General features: G+C 49.2%; 21 protein-coding genes. 6 read left to right on the plus strand and 15 right to left on the minus strand.

Annotated features, from left to right (window positions below; genetic code table 11):
* Positions 1 to 74 precede the first annotated feature (74 nt).
* Positions 75 to 854: an envelope biogenesis factor ElyC gene (gene elyC, locus AC3ISQ_RS13615; protein WP_489353285.1), complete on the plus strand. Its 780-nt coding sequence runs from the start codon at positions 75 to 77 to the stop codon at positions 852 to 854.
* On the opposite strand, the gene AC3ISQ_RS13620 is transcribed toward elyC, so the two are convergent.
* The 6 genes from AC3ISQ_RS13620 to cspE form a co-directional block, all read right to left on the minus strand.
* On the minus strand, positions 834 to 1,727 hold the full coding sequence (locus AC3ISQ_RS13620) for a YcbJ family phosphotransferase (protein ID WP_489347283.1): 894 nt from the start codon (positions 1,725 to 1,727) through the stop codon (positions 834 to 836). The genes elyC and AC3ISQ_RS13620 overlap by 21 nt on opposite strands.
* Positions 1,728 to 1,867: 140 nt before the next feature.
* Positions 1,868 to 2,620, minus strand: a complete 753-nt coding sequence (gene kdsB / locus AC3ISQ_RS13625) for a 3-deoxy-manno-octulosonate cytidylyltransferase (protein ID WP_489347285.1) — start codon at positions 2,618 to 2,620, stop codon at positions 1,868 to 1,870.
* A complete protein-coding gene (locus AC3ISQ_RS13630; RefSeq protein ID WP_489347287.1) occupies positions 2,617 to 2,799 on the minus strand; it encodes a Trm112 family protein in 183 nt (60 codons plus the stop codon). Before AC3ISQ_RS13630 ends, kdsB begins: the two co-directional genes overlap by 4 nt.
* A gap of 64 nt (positions 2,800 to 2,863) precedes the next feature.
* Positions 2,864 to 4,090 carry a winged helix-turn-helix domain-containing protein gene (locus tag AC3ISQ_RS13635; protein WP_489347289.1) on the minus strand — a complete coding sequence of 409 codons (1,227 nt, stop codon included), beginning with the start codon at positions 4,088 to 4,090 and terminating at the stop codon, positions 2,864 to 2,866.
* 129 nt (positions 4,091 to 4,219) lie between these two features.
* Positions 4,220 to 4,441 carry a cold-shock protein gene (locus tag AC3ISQ_RS13640; protein WP_489347291.1) on the minus strand — a complete coding sequence of 74 codons (222 nt, stop codon included), beginning with the start codon at positions 4,439 to 4,441 and terminating at the stop codon, positions 4,220 to 4,222.
* 237 nt (positions 4,442 to 4,678) lie between these two features.
* Positions 4,679 to 4,888, minus strand: a complete 210-nt coding sequence (cspE, locus tag AC3ISQ_RS13645) for a transcription antiterminator/RNA stability regulator CspE (protein WP_431222940.1) — start codon at positions 4,886 to 4,888, stop codon at positions 4,679 to 4,681.
* A 467-nt stretch (positions 4,889 to 5,355) separates the two neighbouring features.
* Here cspE and hglS point away from each other — a divergent pair, with 467 nt between their 5' ends.
* The gene (gene hglS / locus AC3ISQ_RS13650) at positions 5,356 to 6,774 is read left to right on the plus strand and encodes a 2-oxoadipate dioxygenase/decarboxylase HglS (protein ID WP_489347293.1); all 1,419 of its coding nucleotides are present in this window, start codon (positions 5,356 to 5,358) and stop codon (positions 6,772 to 6,774) included.
* On the opposite strand, the gene lpxK is transcribed toward hglS, so the two are convergent.
* The 9 genes from lpxK to ansB all read right to left on the minus strand — a co-directional run bounded on the left by lpxK (position 6,763) and on the right by ansB (position 18,979).
* A complete protein-coding gene (gene lpxK / locus AC3ISQ_RS13655) occupies positions 6,763 to 7,740 on the minus strand; it encodes a tetraacyldisaccharide 4'-kinase (RefSeq protein WP_489347295.1) in 978 nt (325 codons plus the stop codon). The genes hglS and lpxK overlap by 12 nt on opposite strands.
* Entirely contained in the window at positions 7,740 to 9,488 is a 1,749-nt protein-coding gene (msbA, locus tag AC3ISQ_RS13660) for a lipid A ABC transporter ATP-binding protein/permease MsbA (RefSeq protein WP_489347297.1), read from the minus strand. The genes lpxK and msbA overlap by 1 nt, the downstream gene beginning before the upstream one ends.
* A 35-nt stretch (positions 9,489 to 9,523) precedes the next feature.
* The gene (locus AC3ISQ_RS13665) at positions 9,524 to 11,755 is read right to left on the minus strand and encodes a ComEC family protein (RefSeq protein ID WP_489347299.1); all 2,232 of its coding nucleotides are present in this window, start codon (positions 11,753 to 11,755) and stop codon (positions 9,524 to 9,526) included.
* Between the two features lie 299 nt (positions 11,756 to 12,054).
* Positions 12,055 to 12,345: an integration host factor subunit beta gene (gene ihfB, locus AC3ISQ_RS13670; RefSeq protein ID WP_489347300.1), complete on the minus strand. Its 291-nt coding sequence runs from the start codon at positions 12,343 to 12,345 to the stop codon at positions 12,055 to 12,057.
* A gap of 63 nt (positions 12,346 to 12,408) precedes the next feature.
* Complete coding sequence (gene rpsA / locus AC3ISQ_RS13675; protein WP_489347302.1) at positions 12,409 to 14,082, minus strand: 30S ribosomal protein S1; 1,674 nt, start codon at positions 14,080 to 14,082, stop codon at positions 12,409 to 12,411.
* A gap of 194 nt (positions 14,083 to 14,276) precedes the next feature.
* The gene (cmk, locus tag AC3ISQ_RS13680; protein WP_489347304.1) at positions 14,277 to 14,966 is read right to left on the minus strand and encodes a (d)CMP kinase; all 690 of its coding nucleotides are present in this window, start codon (positions 14,964 to 14,966) and stop codon (positions 14,277 to 14,279) included.
* A gap of 248 nt (positions 14,967 to 15,214) precedes the next feature.
* The gene (aroA, locus tag AC3ISQ_RS13685) at positions 15,215 to 16,501 is read right to left on the minus strand and encodes a 3-phosphoshikimate 1-carboxyvinyltransferase (protein WP_489347306.1); all 1,287 of its coding nucleotides are present in this window, start codon (positions 16,499 to 16,501) and stop codon (positions 15,215 to 15,217) included.
* A gap of 83 nt (positions 16,502 to 16,584) precedes the next feature.
* Positions 16,585 to 17,670, minus strand: coding sequence for a 3-phosphoserine/phosphohydroxythreonine transaminase (gene serC, locus AC3ISQ_RS13690; protein WP_489347308.1), 1,086 nt, complete (start codon positions 17,668 to 17,670; stop codon positions 16,585 to 16,587).
* A gap of 262 nt (positions 17,671 to 17,932) precedes the next feature.
* Positions 17,933 to 18,979, minus strand: a complete 1,047-nt coding sequence (gene ansB / locus AC3ISQ_RS13695) for an L-asparaginase 2 (protein WP_489347309.1) — start codon at positions 18,977 to 18,979, stop codon at positions 17,933 to 17,935.
* Positions 18,980 to 19,129: 150 nt separating this feature from the next.
* On the opposite strand from ansB, the gene ycaO reads away from it, so the two are divergent.
* From ycaO to pflA, 4 genes are all read left to right on the plus strand, one after another.
* Positions 19,130 to 20,893, plus strand: coding sequence for a 30S ribosomal protein S12 methylthiotransferase accessory factor YcaO (gene ycaO, locus AC3ISQ_RS13700; protein ID WP_489347311.1), 1,764 nt, complete (start codon positions 19,130 to 19,132; stop codon positions 20,891 to 20,893).
* A gap of 425 nt (positions 20,894 to 21,318) precedes the next feature.
* Entirely contained in the window at positions 21,319 to 22,179 is an 861-nt protein-coding gene (gene focA / locus AC3ISQ_RS13705) for a formate transporter FocA (RefSeq protein WP_489347313.1), read from the plus strand.
* 59 nt (positions 22,180 to 22,238) lie between these two features.
* A complete protein-coding gene (gene pflB, locus AC3ISQ_RS13710; RefSeq protein ID WP_489347315.1) occupies positions 22,239 to 24,521 on the plus strand; it encodes a formate C-acetyltransferase in 2,283 nt (760 codons plus the stop codon).
* 196 nt (positions 24,522 to 24,717) lie between these two features.
* On the plus strand, positions 24,718 to 25,458 hold the full coding sequence (gene pflA, locus AC3ISQ_RS13715; protein WP_489347317.1) for a pyruvate formate lyase 1-activating protein: 741 nt from the start codon (positions 24,718 to 24,720) through the stop codon (positions 25,456 to 25,458).
* Positions 25,459 to 25,482: the final 24 nt, after the last annotated feature.

Consider the following 25,482-nt stretch of genomic DNA (forward strand, 5'->3'; position numbering starts at 1 on the left):
TGAATTAGAATGTCTCGTCTTGCATCCCGATTGCGCCCGGATGCCGTTTTTTCACCCAAAGGATCGGTTTTTTGATGCTGTTTACCCTGAAAAAGTTCATTGGCGGTTTCATGATGCCGCTACCCGCCCTGCTGTTATTGATGGGGTTCGCGCTACTGCTACTGTGGTTCAGTCGCTGGCAAAAAAGTGCCAAGGTGATTTTAAGCCTGAGTTGGTTGTTTTTGCTGCTTTTCAGCCTGCAACCGGTCGCCGATCGGTTATTACGGCCGATAGAGGTGGAATACGCCACTTATCGCGGTAACGACCGGGTGGACTATATCGTGGTATTGGGTGGCGGCTATACCTACAACCCTGAATGGGCTCCGAGTTCGAATATTATCGGTAACAGCCTGCCACGAGTGACAGAAGGAGTACGGCTGTATCTTGGGCATCCGGGAACGAAAATGGTGTTTACCGGTGCTAAAGGCCCTAATGCGATGAGCAATGCCGCAACGGCGGCGCTAGTCGCGGAGAGTCTAGGTGTGCCGGCCAGCGATATCGTGAAATTGGATCTCCCGGTAGATACTGAGGAAGAAGCGGCACAAGTGGCTCAATTGGTAGGGCAGAAGCCGTTCATTCTGGTGACATCAGCCAGCCATATGCCGCGCGCCATGCGTTTCTTCGAAGCAAAAGGGTTACACCCTATCCCGGCCCCCGCCAATCAATTGGCGATCACTACGCCGATGCAAACTTGGGACAAAGTCTTTCCTTCCGCCATGTTCCTCGGTCATACCGAGCGCGCTTGGTATGAAACACTCGGTAGTGCATGGCAATGGCTAAAAGGCAGTGATAGCTCAAGCGAGCCAGGGCAATAATTGATGGGACGCATGGTCGAACAGTTGCCGATCCAGTTTTCCGGTATGGATCATGCGCCCCACCGCCTCCCATATCGCATATAACCAGCGACGCATCAGGAAAGATTCAGCAACCGGTGCGCGCTGCAAATAGTGATACAGCAGTTGTTCTGGCATTCCGGCTTCGCATAAGCGGAACAGTTCATATTCACGCGGTGCCCACAGCACCATGCCGGGATTCAGCATCGCCAACAGTTGGTCGGTCTTTGGATCTTTCAACATGCTCCGTAACGACAAGTTGCCATGTACCAACACGCAGGGATCGTCGAAACCGACAAAGAAATGAGTTAACGCTTCGCGAGTTCGGTACAACAAGCGACGATCGGCCATCGTTAGCAATGGCGAATTCATATGACTCACCGTCGACCACAACACTTCAACCCGTTGCTGATACCAGCAAAACCAATCATTTTCTTGTGTACTATCTACCTGCCCAACGCAACCATGACTATCAATACGGTGCCAAGCCAACACGCCATCAACAATTTGATCCATCAGCATTTGCCAACGATCGGGAGTACGCGTCGGCGCCTCAACCGAAACACCACGCAGCCGCTCAATCAACAGCACTTCTTTATAAGGCGATTGATAGGTGTAAACCAAACCGTAAACCGTCGGCAGGCGAATATCCCCTTCACGCGACAACATGGAAAGCTTGTAGGACTCTTGTTTGGCAATGCCCTGGCAAACAAAGCTTTTTGCCATCAGCGGCATAGCATGACCCTGTTTATCGTATAACGAATACATATGGGCATAAGGCTGTTCGCTGATAGATTCCAGACGACTGATGGGTTCACCTAGCACAAGACTCAGTTCGGCGCGTAACTGCTCCATCGGGTAATCACCTCAAGAAAGGGGAAAGCGGTTTACATCATCAAACGCCGAGGTGAGGAAAACTTAAACGTAGATCAATAAAACGGGGAAAAGTGATTAGCCGGGGCAGAGTACCCCGGCAAAAAGCTTAAACTTTGATGCTATCGATTTTTAATGCTGTCGCGAACGCGCTGGAGATCTTCCGGCGTATCCACGCCTACGCTCGGAACAGCTTTCGCCACCGCCACGTGAATTTTCTCGCCGTACCAGAGCACGCGTAACTGCTCTAACAGCTCGATCTGCTCGAGTGGGCTAGATTCCCAGCTAACATAGCGGCGAACAAAACCGGCGCGATAAGCGTAAATACCGATGTGGCGCAGCAGCGTATCACCGATGGTTTCTTTCGATTTGGCAAAACGTTCGCGATCCCACGGAATGGTGGCGCGCGAGAAATAGAGCGCATAACCTTGAGCGTCCATCACCACTTTGACCGCATTCGGGTTGAAGGCTTCTTCGGCCGTTTCGATCGGCACAGCCAACGTCGCCATACCAGCTTCGCTACCCGCCAAATTCTCCGCTACCTGATGCACAATCACCGGAGGGATCAGCGGCTCATCACCTTGAATGTTAACGATGATCTGATCGTCAGCAAAATTGTAATACTCGATAACTTCAGCCAGACGCTCAGTGCCTGAATTATGATCGGGGCGCGTCATACACACTTCGCCCCCTGCAGCTTCTACCGCTTTGGCAACGTCGGGATGATCGGTTGCAACAATCACGCGAGAAGCGCCAGACTCACGGGCGCGCTCCATGACATGCACCACCATCGGTTTACCATGAATATCGGCCAACGGTTTACCCGGTAAACGGGTTGATGCATAACGAGCAGGAATAATAGCGATAAAACTCATGCGTGTTTCTCATCCATTGACAGCGAGCGCGCTTCGTTTTCCAACAGTACCGGAATGCCATCGCGCAACGGGTAGGCTAGGCCATCCACTTTGCAAACCAGTTCCTGGTTCTCTTTGTTAAAATAGAGTTTGCCGGTGCAAACTGGGCAGGCAACGATTTCGAGTAAACGGTGATCCATGCTTCCTCCATGATGGAGCTTGGGTGTAACTAGGAAATAGGAAAGTGCATGAGGATAACATAGATTATATCACTTGCCAGTTGGCACCCCACTCTGCGGTCAAGGATGCTGGAATATCACCCAACGTCACCTGTTGCGCGCCATGCCATTTAGCACTGCGATTAATCGCCTGATAAATGTCCTGATTTCGTTGTTTTCCCAAGCGCACTTTAGGCTCCAGATGGAAGCTGATCACTTCAAAAACACCCTGTTTTCGATGCATTTTGGCATCAATACGCCCAATCAATTCGCCGCGCTGTAATACCGGCAAGGTAAAGTAACCGTATCGGCGTTTTTCTTTCGGCGTGTAACACTCCAAACGATAATCGAAATTAAACAACTCTAGCGCCCGACGGCGATCCCATACCACCGGATCAAAAGGTGACAGCAAAGTGGTTGCCGTCGATTTCAATTTGCCTTGCTGCGCTAACTCCAGCTCCGCACTGAGCGCATGGTGGACATAAAACTCGCCATTCAAGCTCTCAACCTGTACCGGTAGAATTTCACCATTTTGCTGTAGTTGATTGAGTAGTTTTTTCGGTGCTACGCGTTTTAGTCGATAATAATCCGCCAGCCACTCGGCTTTAAAAATCCCCAGATAGCGACAGGTGCGTTGCAACATTTCTTGACGAGCCTGTTCGATCGGGAGCACATGGCGGTTATCGTCCCAGTCAGGCAATAGACGCTCGGTGAGATCGTATACCCGATGGAAATTACGTCGTTCCGCTACCATCAGTTTGCCGCTGGTGAACAAAATTTCGAGGTGGCGTTTTTCCGGCTTCCAATCCCACCAACCGTTGTTGCCCTTCTTTTCCGCACTGAAATCTGCCGATCGCACGGCTCCTTGCTCTGCGATGTGTTGCAACAGGGAGTCCATTGCGTCCTGATGTTTCTCTACCCATTCTTCTGAGTATTTCCACCCCATCCCTTCTGGATTCAACATCCGATGGCGCAGTAGACCGAAATCTTCGATCGGTAAAAAACACGCCTCATGTGCCCAGTATTCAAAGAGTTTGCGTCCCGCTAATGCCTGTTCCAACCATTCAGGCTGATAACTCCCCAAACGGCTGAACAGCACCAGATACGGACTACGTGCAACAACGCTGATGGTGTCGATTTGCAGCAACCCCATACGTTGAATAGCAGCAACCACATCGGCAGCTTTGGCTTGGCGTTTGACGGGAGATAACAGCCCCTGAGCAGCAAGGTGCAGGGCGCGCGCGGCAGAAAGTGAGATTTTCGGGGTAGTCATCCGAGTATCCAGGCTGATGAATCAATCGCCTGATAATAGTGGATAATGGGAGTTTTTTTAAACTAATCGAGAGATTCGTCGCCAGTGCGTGGGGGTGACGGCACCGGCACTGGCGAAGAAAAGGATGCGTTAGAACGCGATAACGTCTGCAGCAGACAGCCCGTGAGAGCTGCGATAGATCGAGAACTCGACGTTCTGACCTTCATTCAATGATTTATTTTTAGTATTGGCAATAGCACGACGACTAACATAAATCTCGTCACTACCATCTACCGGAGAAATAAAACCATAGCCTTCAGCTTGATCAAACCATTTCACCCGGCCCATTTTTAGCACAGTATTTTTAAACATAATTAATTCCTTTTTCTCGAGCATCCCAGACAATATTATTTTTATTATTGTCTGGACGCTGCCAGCCCATCTCTAAAGTTTCGTTATAAACCTCTCGTGAGCAAACATTGATATTTTTATATAAAATAAAAAACCCGCACTAAGGCGGGTTTGTTTGAACTTAATATCTTCCGCAATAAATCACGCCAATGGCTGACTTATGGTTGTATTAAGATCTCGTCTACGTTATCGCCTGTATTACAGAGCTACAACGTTAGCGGCAGCCGGCCCGCGCGGGCTGTCCTGGATGGTGTACTCAACACGCTGGCCTTCAGCCAGAGTTTTGAAACCGTCGGTCGCGATTGCAGAGAAGTGTACGAATACATCTTTACCGCCATCTTGTTGCTCAATGAAACCAAAACCTTTGCTCTCGTTGAACCACTTAACTTGACCAGTCTTCTTAGACATTAAATTTACCTTTTAAATATATTACTAACCTACCATAAGGAGGCACATTGGACTGTTTGCAGATATTTTACTTATGGGAGGTACTTTAGAAGGTTCGTCTTTGAAGCGGAATCAAACTGATAACGTCGTTGGAGGAACTGCTTTACTCTAAACTCAAACATAAATAGGTCTGTATCACAACCCGGACTGCATTAACTCATAAACGCTAACCGGAAACAAGGGTTTTATATGACTATTTTTGTAATCGCAGTATGCTTAATTTTATCCATCTGATTTTACATGAATTATTTTTTGTATTTTTCATTAATTAGTCCATCAGCAAATGAGAGCCAACTCATAAAATCACAATAGATTTAACCATCCCATAACAAATCACCGACGATCTGGCTAGACTTGAGAGGAATAGCGGTAGTATCACCGCCAAAAATAATAATTATCAGACAATGTTAACACAAGGAATCTTACACATGACCGCCCTGCAGTTCGTCTCCCCGAATGAGATCCGCGCTCAATTCTCCCGCGCCATGTCAGACATGTATCAGAATGAGGTTCCTCTTTATGGCGATCTGCTGGAATTAGTCGCTGAAACTAACCGGCAGGTACTAAGTGAAAACGCTGAATTAGCGCATCAGTTGCAGATCACTGGTGAGATCGCACGGTTGTCAATGGAGCGTCACGGAGCCATTCGTGTGGGAACGGCCTCAGAGCTTTCCACCTTACGTCGCTTGTTTAACGTGATGGGTATGGAACCGGTGGGTTATTACGATTTGGCCGTTGCTGGTGTGCCAGTACATTCCACTGCATTTCGTGCGGTGCATGAAGATGAACTACAAGCCAGCCCGTTTCGAGTTTTCACGTCCCTACTGCGCCTTGAGTTGATCGATAATCCAGAACTGCGTTCACTGGCGCAACAACTGTTAGAACGGCGTAGAATTTTTACTGAACGTGTATTGGAACTGATCACTTTGCATGATGCACAAGATGGATTAGACCATGCCCAAGCACAGGAGTTTGTTACCGAAGCCTTAGAAACCTTTCGTTGGCACAATCATGCCACGGTGACCACCGCAGAATATCAACGGCTACACGATCAGCATCGTCTGATCGCCGATGTCGTGGCGTTCAAAGGACCCCACATTAATCACTTAACACCACGAACTCTCAACATTGATACGGTACAGAATGCGATGCCAAGCCGTGGTATTACACCAAAAGCGGTGATCGAAGGTCCGCCGCCGCGTAAATGCCCGATCCTATTACGTCAAACCAGCTTTAAAGCACTCGAAGAACAGGTCGCTTTTGTTGAGCTGGATGGCAGCACCGTTGCCGGTCATCACACTGCACGTTTCGGTGAAATAGAACAACGCGGAGTGGCGCTCACACCAAAAGGTCGAGCGTTATACGATAGATTATTACAAGCCACTAATGATGCTTTGCAAGCACCGCCAAGTGAGAAGAACGCTACCCGCTATAACCAGTTACTGATGGAACATTTTCAAGAGTTTCCTGACGATTATGCCACGTTACGCGTACAACAATTAGCTTGGTTCCGTTACTTCCCGACAGAATCTGGCTTAGCCGCTAAAACCACACTGGATAGAAAAATCACTCTGGAACAATTGATCACCAAAGATTACATTCGCTTCCAACCGTTAGTCTATGAGGACTTCTTGCCAGTCAGCGCCGCAGGTATCTTCCAATCCAATCTGGGCGATGACCACCATGCACAATTTAATGAGACATCTAGCCGTGCGGCATTTGAACAGGCGTTAGGAGCAGGAGTGATTGATGAGTTGGCGTTATATCAACAGACCCAACAACGTTCGTTGTGGGCCTGTGCTTTAGCTTTAGAGCTTAACGAGAGTCAGCTCGATTTATTGGCGTAACGCCTCAATACGTTGCAATAACTGCTCAGCCTGCTCGGTGGGAAATACGGCATCAACCGGTAGGTACCACCAGTTAGGCTGAGCAAAAGCACGGCATTTCACCGCATCTTTCTCTGTCATTAGCAACGTTTGTCCTGCATTGGTCAGTTCAGCCAACTGTGGATGAGTATATTCCTGATGATCGGCAAACGGCACTTCCTGTTCGGCTTCCACACCTAACTTCTCCAGCGTAGCGAAAAAACGTGGTGGATGCCCAATACCCGCCATCGCAATTACCGGAGCCAGTTGCACTGCCGAACGACGCTCGCCGGTAGCAATATTGATAGCATCCTGTGCCTGTAATTTCATGGCAATTTCACCCGACTGCGCGACACCGCCATTGGTAATGCAGGCATCAACCGTTTTGAGGCGCGACGCACGTTCACGCATCGGCCCAGCAGGTAACCACCAGCCATTACCAAAGCGACGTACACCGTCAATCACCACCAACTCAAAATCGCGCTGTAGCGCATAGTGCTGTAAGCCATCATCGGTAATCACGAAATCGAGTTGATGCTGTTTTAGCAATGCCTGTACCGCCTCACAGCGGTTGGGCGAAATGGCTACCGGCGCTCCTGTACGTTGATAAATCAGCACCGGCTCATCCCCCGCTTGTTGCGTGGTGGTTTTTGCCTCCAGCAACAGCGGGTAAACCGCTGATTTACCGCCATAACCCCGTGAAACCACACCCACACGATGTCCACGCTGCTGTAGCTGTTCCACCAGCCAGATCACCGTTGGCGTTTTGCCATTGCCACCCGCAGTGAGGTTTCCCACTACCACCACTGGCACTGGCGCACGCCAGCTTTTACGCCAACCCAACCGATAACTCAGACGAATCAAACCACTCACTAGGCCAAACAGCCAAGAGAGTGGTAACAGCAACAAGTAGATTAGCGAGCTACCGGACCAGATACGTTCGATCATTATTGGCCAAACTGCATACGGTGAAGTTGGGCATAAACCCCGCGCTCGTCAAGCAAGGTTTGGTGTTCGCCGCGCTCAACAATACGACCATCTTCAATAACCAGAATTTCATCGGCTTTTTCGATGGTAGACAGACGGTGAGCGATCACCAGTGAGGTACGGTTCTTCTGCAATTCATCCAGTGCTGCCTGAATCGCACGTTCAGATTCCGTGTCCAGCGCTGAGGTTGCTTCGTCCAGAATCAAGATCGGGCAATCACGCAACAAGGCACGCGCGATGGCAATACGCTGACGTTGACCGCCAGAGAGCATCACACCGTTCTCGCCGATCACGGTGTCCAGACCATTTTCCATCTTATCGATGAAGTCCATCGCGTAAGCCATACGCGCGGCGGTTTCAATCTCTTCACGGGAATAGCGATCTTCACGCGCATAAGCGATGTTATTGGCAATGGTGTCGTTAAACAGGTGAACGTTCTGCGATACCAGCGCAACCTGATCGCGCAATGAAGACAACGTGTATTCACGCAGATCGTGACCATCCATCAGGATTTCGCCTTCCTGCACGTCATAAAAACGCGTCAGCAGGTTCGCGATCGTCGATTTACCTGAACCAGAACGCCCAACCAGCGCCACGGTTTTCCCTTCAGAGATACTCAGGTTGATATCACGCAGTGCCGGTGTTTCTTTCCCTGGATAGTAGAAAGTCACGTTACGGAACTCGATATCCCCTTTAGCACGAGCCACTTCACGCGTACCGGTGTCTTTTTCCTGTTCCATGTCGAGAATAGAGAACAGAGTCTGGCACGCTGCCATCCCACGCTGGAACTGGGCGTTGACGTTAGTCAAAGACTTCAACGGACGCATCAGTGCGATCATTGAGGAGAACACGACAGTGATAGTACCGGCAGTCAGTGTTTCCATTACGCTAGGGAAACTAGCCGCAACCAATACAAATGCCAGTGCCAGTGAAGCGATCAACTGAATAATCGGATCAGAGATAGAAGAAGCGGAGACCAGCTTCATCCCCTGCTGACGCATGCGGTTACTGACAGAGTCAAAACGTTCAGTCTCAACCTGTTGTCCGCCGAAAATCAGCACTTCTTTGTGCCCTTTCAGCATTTGCTCCGCACTGGTGGTCACTTGCCCCATGGTGTTTTGCATATTTTTGCTGATATTACGGAAGCGCTTGGAAACCAGACGGATCGCGAACGAAACGATTGGGGCCAATACGATCAAAATCACCGAAAGCTTCCAGCTGTAATAGAACATCATCGTGAACAGAGCGATGATCGAAGCCCCTTCACGCACCACGGTCACCAAGGCGCTAGAAGAGGAAGAAGCAACTTGCTCTGAGTCATAGGTAATACGCGACAGTAGCGTACCGGTCGATTGTTGGTCAAAGAAGGCGACCGGCATACGCATCATATGGCCGAACAAACGGCGACGCATGTGCATTACAACCATACCTGAAACCCAGGAGATGCAGTAACTGGAAACAAAACCAGAGATGCCACGAACCACCATCAAACCAACAACGGCCAACGCCATCCAAACCAGAACATTGCTTTCCGCTTTGCCAAAACCATCATCGAGCAGGGGTTTAAGTAAAGACAACATAAAGGTGTCGCTGGCAGCGTTAAGTACTAACGCAACGGCGGCTACAATCAGCCCAGCCTTAAAAGGTGTGATCATCGGCCAGAGGCGACGGAACGTCTGCCAGGTGGAGAGATCTTTATCATTCATCATGCAGATACCAGCATCGGAAGAAATAGCGGCCTATTTTACTCATTATCACCCTCTACGCCAAACCGCTGATGGTACCAACGGGGCATTAATTGTTCACGAAAGCCTTTAATTTGCCAATCATTGTCGAAAAAAAACACACTTAGCTGTCCAGAGCGCGAAGTATCGCGCCAAAGCACGCGATTATCGCGGTAACGATTGATAATTTTTTCCGCAGGCAAACGCCAAATGTTATAGCGAGAAGCCGAGGCAATCGCTAGTTTAGGTGCCACCGCGCGTAAAAATGGCGCTGATGACGAAGTCTTACTGCCATGATGTGGCACTTGCAGTATGGTCGAAGGTAACTCATCTCGCCGCTGTAATAATGCAAATTCTCCTTTTTTTTCAAGATCACCCGTCAGCAATAAGCTATGTTTGCCATCATCAACACGAATAACGCAAGAATCATCATTACCTGCCAGAATCTGGCGTTGTGGTGGCCATAACACCTGAAAATTCAGTTGTTGCCATTGCCAGCGCTGGCCTTGAGTACAAGGTAAATGCCCTGAGTCCTTCAACGGTGAGCGCACGCTGGCACGGGGGAATGCCTGTGCCAAGGCGGTTAATCCGCCAATATGATCTTGATGGCTATGGCTGATAATAATTTGTTCAAGCGATAAGCCCCGCCAATGTAAATACGGTAAGATCTCCCGTTCAGCCGCACTGCCACTTTCCCAGCGATCGCCACTGTCATAAATAATGGCTTTGCCGCCCTGCTCTATCACAACGGCGAGTCCATGCCCGACATCCAGCATATCGACCCGCCAGCGGTAATCAGGTGTACGCTCGCGCCATAACAGGCAACAGATGACGGCAGTCGCGCATCCAAACGGGAAATAGCGCCACCAGTGAAAACGCCAGCAAACGACTAACAACCAACCCAACACACTGAACTGCAACACTGCTGCACCTAGCCGTATCCACCCTTGCTCAAGATAGGGCAATGGCCACAACGCCCAACCCAAGGTGTAATCCGCTATCCACCATAAGGGTTCAGCCAATGACGGGATAACACCAACCACTAACGCTAACAAAATCAACGGTACCGTCAGTAATGAAACGATCGGTACAGCCCATAGATTAGCGGGTAACGATGTCCAGCTTACGCCGTGAAACAAACCAAACTGTAGTGGCATGAGCAACAACGTCATACCCAATTGAATATGTAACCAACGTAATGGAGCATGATACCAACGCCGACTAAAACGCGCGGATAACGGAGCCCATTCAAACCAAAATATCAACGCAGCAACCGCTAAAGCAGAAAGCCAAAAACTGTCAGACAGTACAGCCAATGGATCACTCAGCAATATCAGACAGACGCACCACAGCCATACCTGCCACGATGAGCAATGCACACCGCGAATTCGCAATAGCATCCACAGTGACAACGCTATTGCTGCCCGCAGAGCTGGCGGCTGTACTCCGGCCAACCAGACATACCCCAATGCCAGTAAACCGCTCGCGAACAAAGGAAAACGATAGCTGATATATCTTGCTGGCAATGGATATTGCAGCGCTCGTGCAGCGCCCCAAGCCAACATCGCAGCCAGAGAGATATGTAAGCCCGATATCGCCATCAGATGTGCCACACCAGTTTTGAGTAATTGTTCACGAGTGGATTTTTCCATCAATGAACGTTCGCCAAAGGCCAGTGCTAGCAATATTCCACGCTGCGGCAACATAGTAATCTGGTTATCAACATGGCTGATAATCCCCTGCCGCCAGCTACAACTCGTCTCCAGCAGTTGAGCTGTTTGAATATAACCACTTAATGGCTGGCGGCGAGCAACAGCCCAACGCTGACCATCGAAACCACCTTCATTCAAGCGACTATGTACCGGTCTGAAACGAACCCGCATTTTCCAATGTTGCCCAGCACACCAATCATCCTGTTGCCAATTAGCACTAAAGGCGATGGCCGGAAATAGCCAACGTCCATCAATCTGCTCTATGCGAAATAGTGCCTTTGATTGATCCATACCTGCAAAACGCACGCTTTGGATAGTCGCAACAACATCTTGTGTTTTGCCACCTAAAGAGGCTATTTGTTGCCGCAATACCATTGCGCTAAAAACAGCGAATACGAACCCTATCAATAACCATGCCGCGACCTGACAAAACCACCACTCTTTTCTGCACCATAACCCTAATGCGATTACGGTAATAACCAGCATCCAAGAGCTCGAAGGTAACTCCGGTAAAAACAGCAACGGCAAGATCCCTAACACCAGCGCTATTGCGGCAACATCGACAGAAATCTTGATAGCGCATCTCCCTAGCAGCTAATGATTGCCTTGGATATTACGCAGCATTTTTTAAGCGACCAGCAGCAAATCACCGACTTTGGAGGAGTTACGCAATCAATTGATGTAATAAGAGTTGGCGAACAAAAAACTGCGTGCAGTTACGCAAATTTGCAGGGATTTATGCGGGTATAAAACAAGATAACGAGAGGCTGACGATATTTTTTAAGCGAAAAAAAACGGCACCCTAAGGTACCGTTTCATATTTTTTACAAGCAACAACTCTATGAGTTTTCATAGATATTGGCGCGGTCACGTAACTCTTTGCCAGGTTTGAAGTGAGGGACGTACTTACCTTCCAAATCAACTTTGTCACCCGTTTTCGGGTTACGACCGACGCGCGGAGCACGGTAGTGAAGAGAAAAACTGCCGAATCCACGGATCTCGATGCGCTCGCCATCAGCCAGCGTTGCAGCCATATGCTCAAGCATCTCTTTCACTGCATCCTCAACGGCCTTTGCCGGGACATGAGATTGCTGGCCAGCAAGTCTTTCAATAAGTTCAGACTTGGTCATATTACCTCCAAGCTTTTGCAGCTAAACTACCGTATCGGGGCGGTCATCGACCGCCCCCCGTCATTACTCGCCTTTAGCCGCTTTGAAAGCTTCAGCCATAGCGTTAGAGAAGTTGCTTTCTTCTGGCTTGTTGTTAACAACAGCAATAGCATCTTTCTCATCTGCTTCGTCCTTAGCACGGACGGACAGGCTTACAACACGGTTCTTACGGTCAACACCAGTGAATTTAGCTTCAACATCATCACCAACGTTCAGAACCAGAGTTGCGTCTTCAATGCGGTCGCGAGAAGCCTCAGAAGCACGCAGGTAACCTTCTACACCGCCTGCCAATTCAACTGTAGCACCTTTAGCGTCAACTGCTGTGACTTTACCAGTAACAATAGTACCTTTCTTGTTCATAGACAGGTAGTTATTGAACGGATCTTCAGCCAGTTGCTTCACGCCCAAGGAGATACGCTCGCGCTCTGCGTCAACTTGCAGAACCACAGCTGCGATTTCGTCGCCTTTCTTGTATTCACGAACTGCTTCTTCGCCTGCAACGTTCCAGGAGATGTCAGACAGGTGAACCAGGCCGTCGATGCCGCCGTCCAGGCCGATGAAGATACCGAAGTCAGTGATAGACTTGATTTTACCTTCAACGCGGTCGTTTTTGTTGTGAGTTTCTGCGAATTGCTGCCATGGGTTGTTTTTGCACTGCTTCAGACCCAAGGAGATACGACGACGCTCTTCATCGATGTCCAGAACCATCACTTCCACTACATCGCCCACGTTAACAACTTTGGACGGATGGATGTTTTTGTTGGTCCAATCCATTTCAGAAACGTGTACCAGACCTTCAACGCCTTCTTCGATTTCTACGAAGCAGCCGTAATCAGTCAGATTGGTAACACGACCAGTCAGCTTGGTGCCTTCTGGGTAACGTTTCGCGATAGCAACCCATGGATCTTCGCCCAGTTGTTTCAGGCCCAGGGAAACACGAGTACGCTCGCGGTCGAACTTCAGCACTTTAACTGTGATTTCATCACCAACGTTGACGATTTCGCTTGGGTGCTTAACGCGTTTCCAAGCCATGTCAGTGATGTGCAGCAGGCCGTCAACGCCGCCCAGATCAACGAATGCACCGTAGTCAGTAAGGTTCTTAACGATACCTTTAACTTCCATGCCTTCTTGCAGGTTTTCCAGCAGTTGATCACGTTCTGCGCTGTTTTCGGATTCGATTACTGCACGACGAGAAACAACAACGTTGTTGCGCTTCTGATCCAGCTTGATGACTTTGAACTCAAGCTCTTTGCCTTCCAGGTGCAGAGTGTCACGTACTGGACGCACGTCTACCAGTGAACCTGGCAGGAACGCACGAATGCCGTTCAGCTCGACAGTGAAGCCACCCTTCACTTTGCCGTTGATCACGCCAATTACAGTTTCAGCTTCTTCGTAAGCTTTCTCCAGAGTGATCCAAGCTTCGTGACGCTTAGCTTTCTCACGAGACAGCAGAGTTTCGCCGAAACCATCTTCAACCGCGTCCAGAGCAACATCAACTTCGTCACCAACCTGGATTTCCAGTTCGCCAGCGGCGTTTTTGAATTGCTCAGCCGGGATGGCAGACTCAGATTTCAGACCGGCGTCAACCAGTACTACGTCTTTGTCGATAGCAACAACAACACCACGAACGATGGAACCCGGACGGGTTTCGATTGTTTTCAGGGATTCTTCAAAGAGTTGAGCGAAAGATTCAGTCATGTTGTTAATCTTCAGGGTTCTTTAGTTTAACGTCCATTTAGCGTCCCGCCGAATGGGGTTGTTTGACATACCCCGCCATTGGCTCCATGCCGACAGGGGTTAGGTTACAGGGGTAAGATTTTACCCGATATATTTCATTACTACTATCGCAATACAATGACAAATATGACAAAAGGCTAAAAGCGTCGCCACACTTATTGCTGAGGCAACGCCAACACTTCTTGAGCATATGACAGCGCACGCTGAATCACTTCGTCGATTGACATACTGGTTGAATCCAGTACTAATGCGTCGACAGCAGGTACCAACGGTGCGATAGGCCGGTTACGGTCGCGGTCATCCCGCTCCTTTATCTCGGCTAAAAGACGTTCAAAGTTAACATTAAAGCCCTTTTCCTGCAACTGTAGCATACGGCGATGCGCGCGCTCTTCCGAGCTGGCGTCGAGGAAAATTTTAACCGGTGCATCTGGGAACACAACGGTGCCCATATCACGGCCATCGGCAATCAAGCCGGGAGCCTCGCGGAATGCACGTTGGCGACGTAATAATGCTTCACGTACACGTGGGAAAGCTGCGGCCTGAGATGCCGTATTCCCCACGGTTTCAGTGCGGATCTCGTTACTGACATCCTCACCTTCCAAAATCACCTGCAACTTGCCGTCCTGAGCGACGAAGCGGACGTCGAGATGTGCGGCCAGCGGAACCAATGCCTCTTCAGAGGTAATATCCACTTGATGGTGTAATGCTGCCAGTGCCAGTACGCGATAAATTGCACCAGAATCCAGCAAATGCCAACCAAGGGCTTCTGCCAATGCTTTGCACAACGTACCTTTACCTGCGCCGCTTGGTCCATCAACGGTTATTACCTGGGCTATAGCCGTCATTTCTCTCTCCTTCGGGTAAAAAACCTCACAGAGTACAAGCAGTTATGCCGTCCCTGCTTAATTTGCCCCTAACCGGGCAAACTCGGTGGCATATTATACGCGCCTGACAGGAGAACTGTTACCTAGGAACTGTCCGGTTGTTGAAAATAAAGCCACAAATAAGAAAAAAGTATAAAAGAAACAACGGATGCTGAGCGTTGAAAAATAAAGGCTCTGATGAAGGAGCCCTGAATCTATAAGATGTTTGATTAAGCTAACTGGCTGATTCGTGCCAACTGTTCGAAATAATCCGGGAAAGTTTTTGCCGTACATTTCGGGTCGAGAATAGTCACCGGGGTATCCGACAATGCCACCAACGAGAAGCACATCGCCATACGATGATCGTTATAGGTGCCAATTTCAGCCACTTGCAACTTAGCTGGAGGAGTGACGTGAATGTAATCCTCACCCTCATCGACCGTCGCCCCGACTTTACGCAATTCTGTCGCCATCGCCGCTAAACGGTCGGTTTCTTTTACACGCCAGTTATAGATATTGCGAATGGTTGTCGGCCCTTTGGCGAACAACGCAGTGGTGGCGATGGTCATGGCTGCATCTGGGATATGATTCATATCCATGTCGATACCTTTTAGTTCGCCACGACTGCATTCGATGAAATCATCACCCCAAGTAACGCGTGCGCCCATTTTTTCCAGCACATCAGCAAACTTGGTATCACCTTGCACACTTTTCTTGCCGATGCCAGTAACGCGCACGGTGCCGCCCTTGATCGCGGCAGCCGCTAAGAAATAAGACGCAGAAGACGCATCGCCTTCCACCAAATAATCACCCGGTGAACGGTAAGTTTGCTGACCACGGATATGGAACACGTGGTAGTTCGCGTGGCTCACTTCCACGCCAAACGTTTTCATCAGGTGCAAAGTGATGTCGATATATGGTTTGGAAACCAATTCACCTTTAATATGAATATGGGTGTCCTGCTCTGCCAACGGTGCGGTCATCAGTAATGCCGTCAGGAATTGGCTGGAAACGCTGCCATCAACGCTCACATCGCCACCATTAAAACCACCACGCAAGCGAATTGGCGGGTAATCGGTTTGCTCGAGATAATCAACCTGCGCGCCACCTTGACGCAAAGCATCAACTAAATGACCAATTGGGCGTTCTTTCATGCGCGGTTCGCCGGTGAGAACAACATCGCCATTCCCCAGACACAGCGCCGCCGTCAATGGACGCATCGCGGTACCCGCATTGCCCAAGAACAACTCCAACGGCTGTTTAGCGATTAGCGGGCCAGCGACACCTTCAACTCGGCAAGTGGTGCGATCGGCAGAAAGTTGATAATTGACGCCCAGCGCCTGTAGCGCATTCAGCATATGGCGCACATCGTCGCTGTCTAGCAGATTGGTTAACGTAGTTGTCCCCTCTGCCAGCGCAGCCAGCAGCAGAGCACGGTTAGATACGCTCTTGGAGCCGGGTAAGTTGACGGTGCCATTGACCAAAGCGACCGGTTGTAACGTCAGGGAATCCACCATGTGAACAAAAATCTCCAAAATCTGATCAACGAAACGGCTCTGAAAAAACTCAGAGCCGCTTTAAATACAAACAATTAAAATAATCAGCCGTGGCGACGTTCGAACTCTACCATAAAATCGGTCAGCATCTTCACACCAGCCAGCGGCATTGCATTATAGATAGATGCACGCATCCCGCCCGCCACACGGTGGCCTTTCAAGGCTTGCAGGCCAATGGCTTCGGCTTCGCTCAAGAACACTTTGTCCAACGCAGGATCAGCCAGTTGGAACGGTACGTTCATCCAAGAACGGTTCGAAACCGCAACCTGGTTACGATAAAAATCTGAATGATCGATGGTGGAATACAGTAACTCTGCCTTGGCTTGATTACGCTTTTCCATTTCAACCAATCCCCCCTGTTCTTTCAACCACTTGAACACCAAGCCAGACAGATACCAAGCGAACGTCGGTGGGGTGTTGAACATCGAATCATTTTCCGCCAGCACAGTGTAATCGAGGATCGACGGCACTTCACGGCGCGCTTTACCCAGCAAATCTTCACGCACAATCACTAACGTTAAACCGGCTGGGCCAATATTTTTCTGCGCACCGGCGTAGATCACACCAAAGCGGCTCACGTCCAGCGGGCGAGACAAGATGGTCGATGAGTAATCGCCGACCACGATTTTGTCGCCGAAATCGGGAGTTTCATCAATGGCAACGCCATCAATGGTTTCATTCGGGCAGTAATGCACATAGGCGGCATCGTCGTTCAACTGCCACTCTTTCATCGGTTGAATAGCACGCAAACCGTCAACGGTCGTTTTCACGTCAATCACATTTGGCGTACAGTATTTTTCCGCTTCGTTAATCGCGCTGTGCGCCCAGTAGCCACCGTCGATATAGTCAGCACGGGTTTGATCACCCAGTAAATTCAACGGTAATGCCGCAAACTGCGCACGTGCACCGCCATGGCAGAACAGCACTTTATAGTTAGAGGGGACTTTCAATAGATCGCGCAGATCCTGTTCGGATTGCTCGGCAACTGCGATAAATTCTTTACTGCGATGGCTGATTTCCATTACCGAAGTGCCCAGACCGTGCCAGTTGCACAATTCCTGTTCTGCACGACGCAACACTTCCACCGGCAACATTGCCGGGCCAGAGCTAAAATTATAAACCTGAGTCATTTCCCCTCACCACTTTCACTATTTCGCCAATATAATTGGCAACTGAAATACGCCCGAGATAACTAACTTATCGGTTTTATCACTCACGTAACCCACCTGCAACGCTTATTCGCCCGAGGTTGGCGATCCCTTTTGTTGCGCAAGAATAGGCTCTACCGTCTTAGTGTGTTTTTTTGTGATAAAACACTGAACATCAGATGTTATGCGGATTTATATCTAGCGAAGAGCATGATTGGGGGCGTAACGCCCCCAAGAAAGGAAATTAATACTGATTGAACATTTGTTGGATCTGTTTGTAGTCTTTGGTCTGAGTCAACGCCAGTTGCAGCAAAATACGTGATTTTTGCGGGTTCAACGTGCCAGAGGCAACAAAACCGAATTTAGCATCATCAACTTCAGCGTCTTCAGTCGTAGAACCGGTCGGTACACGTGAAGAACGCACGATAGCAACACCTTGATGCGCAGCCGTAGCCAGAGTATCAAACACGGTTTTGTACAGGTTTCCGTTACCGACACCTGCGCTAACGATCCCCTGATAACCTTCTGCAATCAGTGCTTTGGCCGGAGCATCGGAGGCATTGGCATAGTTATAAATAATGCCAACTTTCGGTAATTCGGTCAGCTTACTGACATCAAACGGCGTTTGCGTGGTGTGTTTACGCTCAGGTGAACGCTGATAGTCGACTTTGCCGTTATGGATGTAACCTAATGGCCCGTAATTAGGGGATTGGAAGGTTTGCACTGAGGTGGTATTAGTTTTGGTGACATCACGGCCATCCAGCACCGTATCATTCATTGCCACCAACACACCGCGTTTGGCCGACTGAGGATCTGCCGCTGTTACCACCGCGTTGTACAAGTTAAACGGACCATCGGCACTCATCGCTGTGGCCGGGCGCATAGCCCCGACGATCACCACCGGTTTATCACACTTCACCGTCAGATCGAGGAAGTAAGCCGTTTCCTCTAAAGTGTCAGTGCCGTGGGTAATCACGAAACCGTCAGTCTTAGAGCAATCTGCGTTGATCTTCTTCGCCAGTTTTAACCACACCTCATCATTCATGTCTTGCGAACCGATGTTAACCACCTGCTCACCTTGTACTTTAGCGACATTTTTCAACTCCGGAACTGCTTCCAGCAATGCATCAACACCCAGCTTCCCTGCCGTATAATTAGATTTGGTAGCAGACTCACCACCACCAGCAATGGTACCGCCGGTCGCCAACAAAGTGATCGAAGGCAGTGCCAATGCAGAACCGCTCGCCCCCGCCAATAATAATGCCAATACGCTGAGTTTCACTGATTTCATTACCTTTCTCCGTAAATAGAAAACCCGAGGCATTATGCCGGTTATCCCTATGAAAACTGTGACATTCGCAATGATTTAGGAAACCGTGGAGCTTAATACTAAAACCCCGTATCATTGCGCACTTTTAGTACGCTCAATAAAGTGAAGACAATGACGCAAACTTTTATCCCTGGTAAAGACGCCGCACTAGAAGATTCCATCGCCCGGTTTCAGCAAAAACTGACTGATTTGGGCTTCAATATCGAAGAAGCCTCTTGGTTAAACCCGGTGCCACACGTCTGGTCGGTGCATATCCGCGATCGTGATTGCCCGTTGTGCTTCACTAATGGCAAAGGCGCTAGCAAAAAAGCTGCATTGGCTTCCGCGTTGGGCGAGTACTTTGAACGTTTGTCCACCAACTATTTCTTTGCCGATTTTTATTTAGGTAAGCAGATCGCCGAAGGGGATTTTGTTCATTATCCAAATGAGAAATGGTTCCCGATCCCGAACGATAACAGCCTACCCGAAGGTATTCTCGACCAACGTCTACACGCATTTTACAATCCTGAGCAAGAAGTCGCTGCCAGCGATCTGATCGATCTGCAATCCGGGAATGGCGATCGTGGGATCTGCGCGCTGCCATTCACTCGCCAGTCCGATCAACAAACCGTGTATATCCCGATGAATATCATTGGCAACCTGTATGTTTCTAACGGCATGTCTGCCGGCAACACCGCCAACGAAGCCCGAGTCCAAGGGTTGTCTGAAGTTTTCGAGCGCTATGTGAAAAACCGCATTATCGCCGAATCGATCAGCCTGCCAGAAATCCCTGCCGAAGTGCTGAACCGTTATCCAGGCGTGGTAGAAGCGATTGCCAAGCTGGAAGAAGAAGGTTTCCCGATCCTGTCTTATGATGCCTCACTGGGCGGTAACTATCCGGTGATCTGCGTGGTGTTGTTCAACCCAAGCAACGGCACCTGTTTCGCTTCCTTCGGCGCACACCCTGATTTCGGCGTCGCGCTGGAACGTACCGTGACTGAGCTGCTGCAAGGCCGCAGTCTGAAGGATCTGGATGTGTTCACTGCACCGACTTTCGATGATGAAGAAGTGGCCGAACACGCCAATCTGGAAACCCACTTCATCGATTCCAGCGGTCTGATCTCTTGGGACATGTTCAAGCAAGACGCCGACTATCCGTTTGTTGACTGGAGTTTCAGCGGCAGCACACAAGAAGAGTTTGCGACACTAATGGCTATCTTTAATAAAGAAGATGCCGAAGTTTACATCGCCGATTACGAACATCTGGATGTGTACGCTTGCCGTATTATTGTGCCGGGGATGTCAGACATTTATCCAGCGGAAGACTTGTTGTTGGCAAACAACAGTATGGGTGCGCATCTGCGTGAAACGCTGTTGGCTCTACCGGGTAGTAAGTGGGAACCGGAAGAGTATCTGACGTTGATCCAACAATTGGACGACGAAGGGTTAGACGACTTGACCCGTGTGCGTGAGTTGCTGGGGATTGCCTCAGGCAAAGACAACGGTTGGTACACTCTGCGTGTGGGCGAATTGAAATCTATGCTGGCATTGGCGGGCGGCGATCTCGATCAAGCTCTGATCTGGGCGGAATGGACGCAAGAGTTCAATGCTTCAGTGTTTACTCCGGCACGCAGCAATTATTATCGTTGCCTGCAAACCTTGCTGCTGTTGGCATTGGAGCCAGAGCGCTCCCCGTCTCAATACCACAGCGCTTTCATCAAAATGTATGGTCAAGACGCGGTGGATGCAGCATCTGCGGCAATTTGTGGTGAAGAACGTTTCAACGGTCTGTTTGCTGTCGATAGCGATTTGAAAGCCTTGCCGGCTCATCAGGCGCTGTTAGCTGCCTATGAAAAACTGCAAGCGGCCAAACGTCGTCATTGGGCGAAGGCATAACACTGAATTAATGCGCCTACAGCCCAAACTGCGGGCGCATTTATCTGGCAAAAAAATTAATTATCCCCCTCTCCATTTCTCTATAATTACGCACAATTTCACCAAAAAAATAAATAATGCAGCAATTGTTACGCACTAGTGAATTAATAATTACATGATGATTAATCTTAATTGCGTAAAAAATGACAATAAGTGCTATAATTTAACCTATAGAGGTTAACTATAAGCAGTTACTTCAAAAATTTTTGCAAACATTAAAAAATATTTTTACATTAAAAATCAACAAATTAAAACCAAAAACCCTTCTCAGAGAGCGGTTTTTACCCGTTTTAATTTTCCGCGTTATGATCCAAATCAATTTTTACCCTATACTGCTTTGCTAGTATCTCATTGCATTGTATTAACCCTTAAGAGCGAGAGTTAGTGTGAAAGCTGACAACCCCTTCGATCTGTTATTACCTGCTGCAATGGCGAAAGTTGCCGAAGATGCAGGCGTTTATAAAGCCACCAAACAACCGCTGAAAACATTTTATTTGGCGATTACTGCTGGTGTCTTCATTTCTATCGCATTTGTGTTCTATATCACTGCGACCACTGGAACTTCCACTATCCCTTTCGGCCTAGCAAAACTGGTCGGCGGCATCTGCTTCTCAATGGGGTTAATGCTGGTTGTGGTGTGTGGTGCCGACTTATTCACCTCTACCGTCCTTACCGTGATCGCCAAAGCAAGTGGCCGCATCACCTGGGGGCAATTGGCGACTAACTGGCTCAATGTTTATATTGGCAACCTGATTGGCGCACTATTCTTCGTCGCCTTGATTTGGTTCTCCGGTGAATATATGACGGCCAATGGCCTGTGGGGACTTAACGTCTTGCAGACTGCCGATCATAAGATGCATCACACCTTTATCGAAGCCGTTTGTCTCGGCATCCTGGCTAACCTGATGGTCTGCCTAGCTGTTTGGATGAGCTACTCTGGCCGCAGTCTGATGGATAAAATGTTCGTCATGATCCTGCCGGTTGCCATGTTTGTTGCCAGCGGTTTCGAGCACAGCATCGCTAACATGTTTATGATCCCTATGGGTATCGTGGTCAAAAACTTTGCCACCCCAGAATTCTGGCAAGCCGTAGGGGCGACTCCTGCACAATTCCCTGATCTGACCATAAGCAACTTTATTATCGACAACCTAATCCCAGTCACCATTGGTAATATCATTGGCGGTGGTCTGTTGGTCGGGTTGACTTATTGGGTAATTTATCTGCGTCGTGGTGAACAACAGCACTAAGCTGATTGTCACGGCAGCGCCGGGTTACAAAGAAATCCACATTAGAAGGTAGGTGTATAATGACCGTACTTAACGAGAAGTTAGCTAAAGCCTGGACAGGTTTCGGTGAGGGTGACTGGCAGAAAGAAGTCAACGTGCGTGACTTCATCCAGAAAAACTACGCCCCTTACGAGGGTGACGAGTCCTTCCTGGCTGGCGCGACTCAGGCTACCACCACCCTGTGGGACAAAGTTATGGAAGGGATCAAACTGGAGAACAGCACTCATGCTCCAGTTGATTTCGACACCAACATTGCCGCGACCATCACTTCCCACGACGCTGGCTACATTGCTAAAGATCTGGAAACCATCGTTGGTTTGCAAACTGATGCCCCTCTGAAACGTGCGCTGATCCCATTCGGCGGCATCAAAATGGTTGAAGGTTCGTGCAAAGTTTATGGCCGCGAACTCGATCCACAGCTGAAAAAAGTATTCACCGACTACCGCAAAACCCACAACCAGGGCGTATTCGATGTTTACACCAAAGACATTATGAACTGCCGTAAATCCGGTGTTCTGACTGGTTTGCCAGATGCGTATGGCCGTGGCCGTATCATCGGTGACTACCGTCGCGTTGCGCTGTACGGTATCGACTTCCTGATGGCTGACAAATTTAACCAATTCAAATCCCTGCAAGACGATTTGGAAAATGGTAAAGATTTGGAAATGACCATCCAACTGCGTGAAGAAATTGCTGAACAGCATCGCGCTCTGGCTCAAATCAAAGAAATGGCCGCCAAATACGGCTACGACATTTCTGGCCCAGCGACTTCCGCACAAGAAGCGGTTCAGTGGACTTACTTCGGCTACCTGGCTGCGGTGAAATCTCAGAACGGTGCTGCGATGTCCTTCGGCCGTGTGTCTACCTTCTTGGACGTGTTCATTGAGCGCGACATCAAGGCTGGCAAACTGACTGAAATCCAAGCTCAGGAACTGATTGACCACTTGGTCATGAAACTGCGTATGGTTCGCTTCCTGCGTACTCCAGAATACGATGAGTTGTTCTCTGGTGACCCAATCTGGGCAACTGAATCTCTGGCGGGTATGGGCGTTGATGGCCGTACACTGGTTACCAAAAACAGCTTCCGTTTCTTGAACACCCTGTACACCATGGGGCCATCGCCAGAGCCAAACATGACCATCCTTTGGTCTGAAAAACTGCCTCTGAACTTCAAGAAATATGCAGCTAAAGTGTCTATCGACACCTCTTCTGTACAGTACGAAAACGACGATCTGATGCGCCCAGACTTCAACAACGATGACTATGCCATCGCTTGTTGTGTCAGCCCGATGATTGTTGGTAAGCAAATGCAGTTCTTCGGTGCACGTGCAAACTTGGCGAAAACCATGTTGTATGCAATCAACGGCGGCGTTGATGAAAAACTGAAAATGCAGGTTGGCCCGAAAGAAGCGCCAATGATGGATACCGTGCTGGACTACGATAAAGTGATGGAACGTATGGATCACTTTATGGATTGGCTGGCTAAACAGTACGTGACTGCACTGAACATCATTCACTACATGCACGACAAGTACAGCTACGAAGCTGCGCTGATGGCACTGCATGACCGTGACGTTTATCGCACCATGGCTTGTGGTATCGCGGGTCTGTCTGTAGCAGCTGACTCCCTGTCTGCTATCAAATATGCCAAAGTGACCACCATCCGTGACGAAGACGGTCTGGCGACAGACTTCAAAATCGAAGGTGAATATCCGCAGTTCGGTAACAACGATGCTCGCGTTGATGACATCGCTTGTGACCTGGTAGAACGTTTCATGAAGAAAATTCAGAAACTGCGCACCTACCGTAACGCGGTTCCAACCCAGTCTGTTCTGACCATCACCTCTAACGTCGTGTATGGTAAGAAAACGGGTAACACCCCAGATGGTCGTCGTGCTGGCGCACCATTCGGCCCAGGTGCTAACCCAATGCACGGTCGTGACCAGAAAGGTGCGGTTGCCTCTCTGACTTCCGTTGCTAAACTGCCGTTTGCTTACGCGAAAGATGGTATCTCTTACACCTTCTCTATCGTGCCAAACGCACTGGGTAAAGACGACGACGTTCGTAAAGCGAACCTGGCTGGTCTGATGGATGGTTACTTCCACCACGAAGCCTCCATCGAAGGTGGTCAACACCTGAACGTTAACGTGATGAACCGTGAAATGCTGCTGGACGCAATGGAACACCCTGAGAAATATCCTCAGTTGACCATTCGTGTATCTGGTTACGCAGTACGCTTCAACTCGCTGACTAAAGAACAGCAACAAGACGTTATCACCCGTACCTTTACTCAAAGCATGTAAGGAACGGTAGCTGCGGTAGGTGACTGCCGCAGCAAACTGAATACCAAGGCCGGTTTTATCCGGCCTTTTTACTATAAATAACGCTACACTCTCTAACTCGTCACTGAGTCTGTTTTGCCAGGTATCTATACTGATATGGTTATCCGGCAAAACAGTTAGACTACGTTCGATAGTCAATTTTGGAGAAAACCCCGCAATGTCAGTGATCGGTCGAATTCACTCCTTCGAATCCTGTGGCACCGTTGATGGCCCAGGTATCCGCTTTATCGTTTTCTTCCAAGGCTGCCTAATGCGCTGCCTGTATTGCCACAACCGTGATACGTGGGACACTCATGGTGGGAAAGAAGTCACCGTTGAAGAGTTGATGAAAGATACGGTGTCTTATCGTCACTTTATGAACGCTTCTGGCGGCGGCGTGACCGCTTCCGGTGGTGAAGCCATTCTACAAGCTGAGTTCGTGCGTGACTGGTTCCGTGCATGTCATGAAGAAGGTATCAGTACCTGTCTGGACACCAACGGTTTTGTACGTCGTTACGATCCAGTGATCGACGAACTGCTGGATACTACCGATTTAGTGATGCTCGATCTCAAACAGATGAATGACGATATTCACCAGAATCTGGTCGGTGTATCGAACCATCGCACGTTGGAGTTCGCTCGCTATTTGGCAAAACGCAACCAACGTACTTGGATTCGCTACGTCGTGGTACCGGGTTGGTCAGACGATGACGCATCTACGCACCTACTGGGCGAGTTCACCAAAGACATGACCAATATTGAGAAGATCGAATTGCTGCCGTATCACGAGTTAGGCAAACACAAGTGGGTAGCGATGGGTGAAGAATACAAGTTAGACGGAGTCCATCCACCCAAAGCCGACACCATGGATCGCGTCAAAGGCATCCTGGAAAGCTACGGCCACAAAGTGATTTATTGAAGACAAAAAAACCGGCCTAGCCGG

Source organism: Serratia sp. KH_031, assembly GCF_057839655.1.

What these genes read in the sequence shown, in the direction of transcription:
- elyC (WP_489353285.1), top strand. Translation starts at nt 75, where the DNA reads ATGCTGTTTACCCTGAAAAAGTTCATTGGCGGTTTCATGATGCCGCTA.
- AC3ISQ_RS13620 (WP_489347283.1), bottom strand. Translation starts at nt 1,727, where the DNA reads ATGGAGCAGTTACGCGCCGAACTGAGTCTTGTGCTAGGTGAACCCATC.
- kdsB (WP_489347285.1), bottom strand. Translation starts at nt 2,620, where the DNA reads ATGAGTTTTATCGCTATTATTCCTGCTCGTTATGCATCAACCCGTTTA.
- AC3ISQ_RS13630 (WP_489347287.1), bottom strand. Translation starts at nt 2,799, where the DNA reads ATGGATCACCGTTTACTCGAAATCGTTGCCTGCCCAGTTTGCACCGGC.
- AC3ISQ_RS13635 (WP_489347289.1), bottom strand. Translation starts at nt 4,090, where the DNA reads ATGACTACCCCGAAAATCTCACTTTCTGCCGCGCGCGCCCTGCACCTT.
- AC3ISQ_RS13640 (WP_489347291.1), bottom strand. Translation starts at nt 4,441, where the DNA reads ATGTTTAAAAATACTGTGCTAAAAATGGGCCGGGTGAAATGGTTTGAT.
- cspE (WP_431222940.1), bottom strand. Translation starts at nt 4,888, where the DNA reads ATGTCTAAGAAGACTGGTCAAGTTAAGTGGTTCAACGAGAGCAAAGGT.
- hglS (WP_489347293.1), top strand. Translation starts at nt 5,356, where the DNA reads ATGACCGCCCTGCAGTTCGTCTCCCCGAATGAGATCCGCGCTCAATTC.
- lpxK (WP_489347295.1), bottom strand. Translation starts at nt 7,740, where the DNA reads ATGATCGAACGTATCTGGTCCGGTAGCTCGCTAATCTACTTGTTGCTG.
- msbA (WP_489347297.1), bottom strand. Translation starts at nt 9,488, where the DNA reads ATGATGAATGATAAAGATCTCTCCACCTGGCAGACGTTCCGTCGCCTC.
- ihfB (WP_489347300.1), bottom strand. Translation starts at nt 12,345, where the DNA reads ATGACCAAGTCTGAACTTATTGAAAGACTTGCTGGCCAGCAATCTCAT.
- rpsA (WP_489347302.1), bottom strand. Translation starts at nt 14,082, where the DNA reads ATGACTGAATCTTTCGCTCAACTCTTTGAAGAATCCCTGAAAACAATC.
- cmk (WP_489347304.1), bottom strand. Translation starts at nt 14,966, where the DNA reads ATGACGGCTATAGCCCAGGTAATAACCGTTGATGGACCAAGCGGCGCA.
- aroA (WP_489347306.1), bottom strand. Translation starts at nt 16,501, where the DNA reads ATGGTGGATTCCCTGACGTTACAACCGGTCGCTTTGGTCAATGGCACC.
- serC (WP_489347308.1), bottom strand. Translation starts at nt 17,670, where the DNA reads ATGACTCAGGTTTATAATTTTAGCTCTGGCCCGGCAATGTTGCCGGTG.
- ansB (WP_489347309.1), bottom strand. Translation starts at nt 18,979, where the DNA reads ATGAAATCAGTGAAACTCAGCGTATTGGCATTATTATTGGCGGGGGCG.
- ycaO (WP_489347311.1), top strand. Translation starts at nt 19,130, where the DNA reads ATGACGCAAACTTTTATCCCTGGTAAAGACGCCGCACTAGAAGATTCC.
- pflB (WP_489347315.1), top strand. Translation starts at nt 22,239, where the DNA reads ATGACCGTACTTAACGAGAAGTTAGCTAAAGCCTGGACAGGTTTCGGT.
- pflA (WP_489347317.1), top strand. Translation starts at nt 24,718, where the DNA reads ATGTCAGTGATCGGTCGAATTCACTCCTTCGAATCCTGTGGCACCGTT.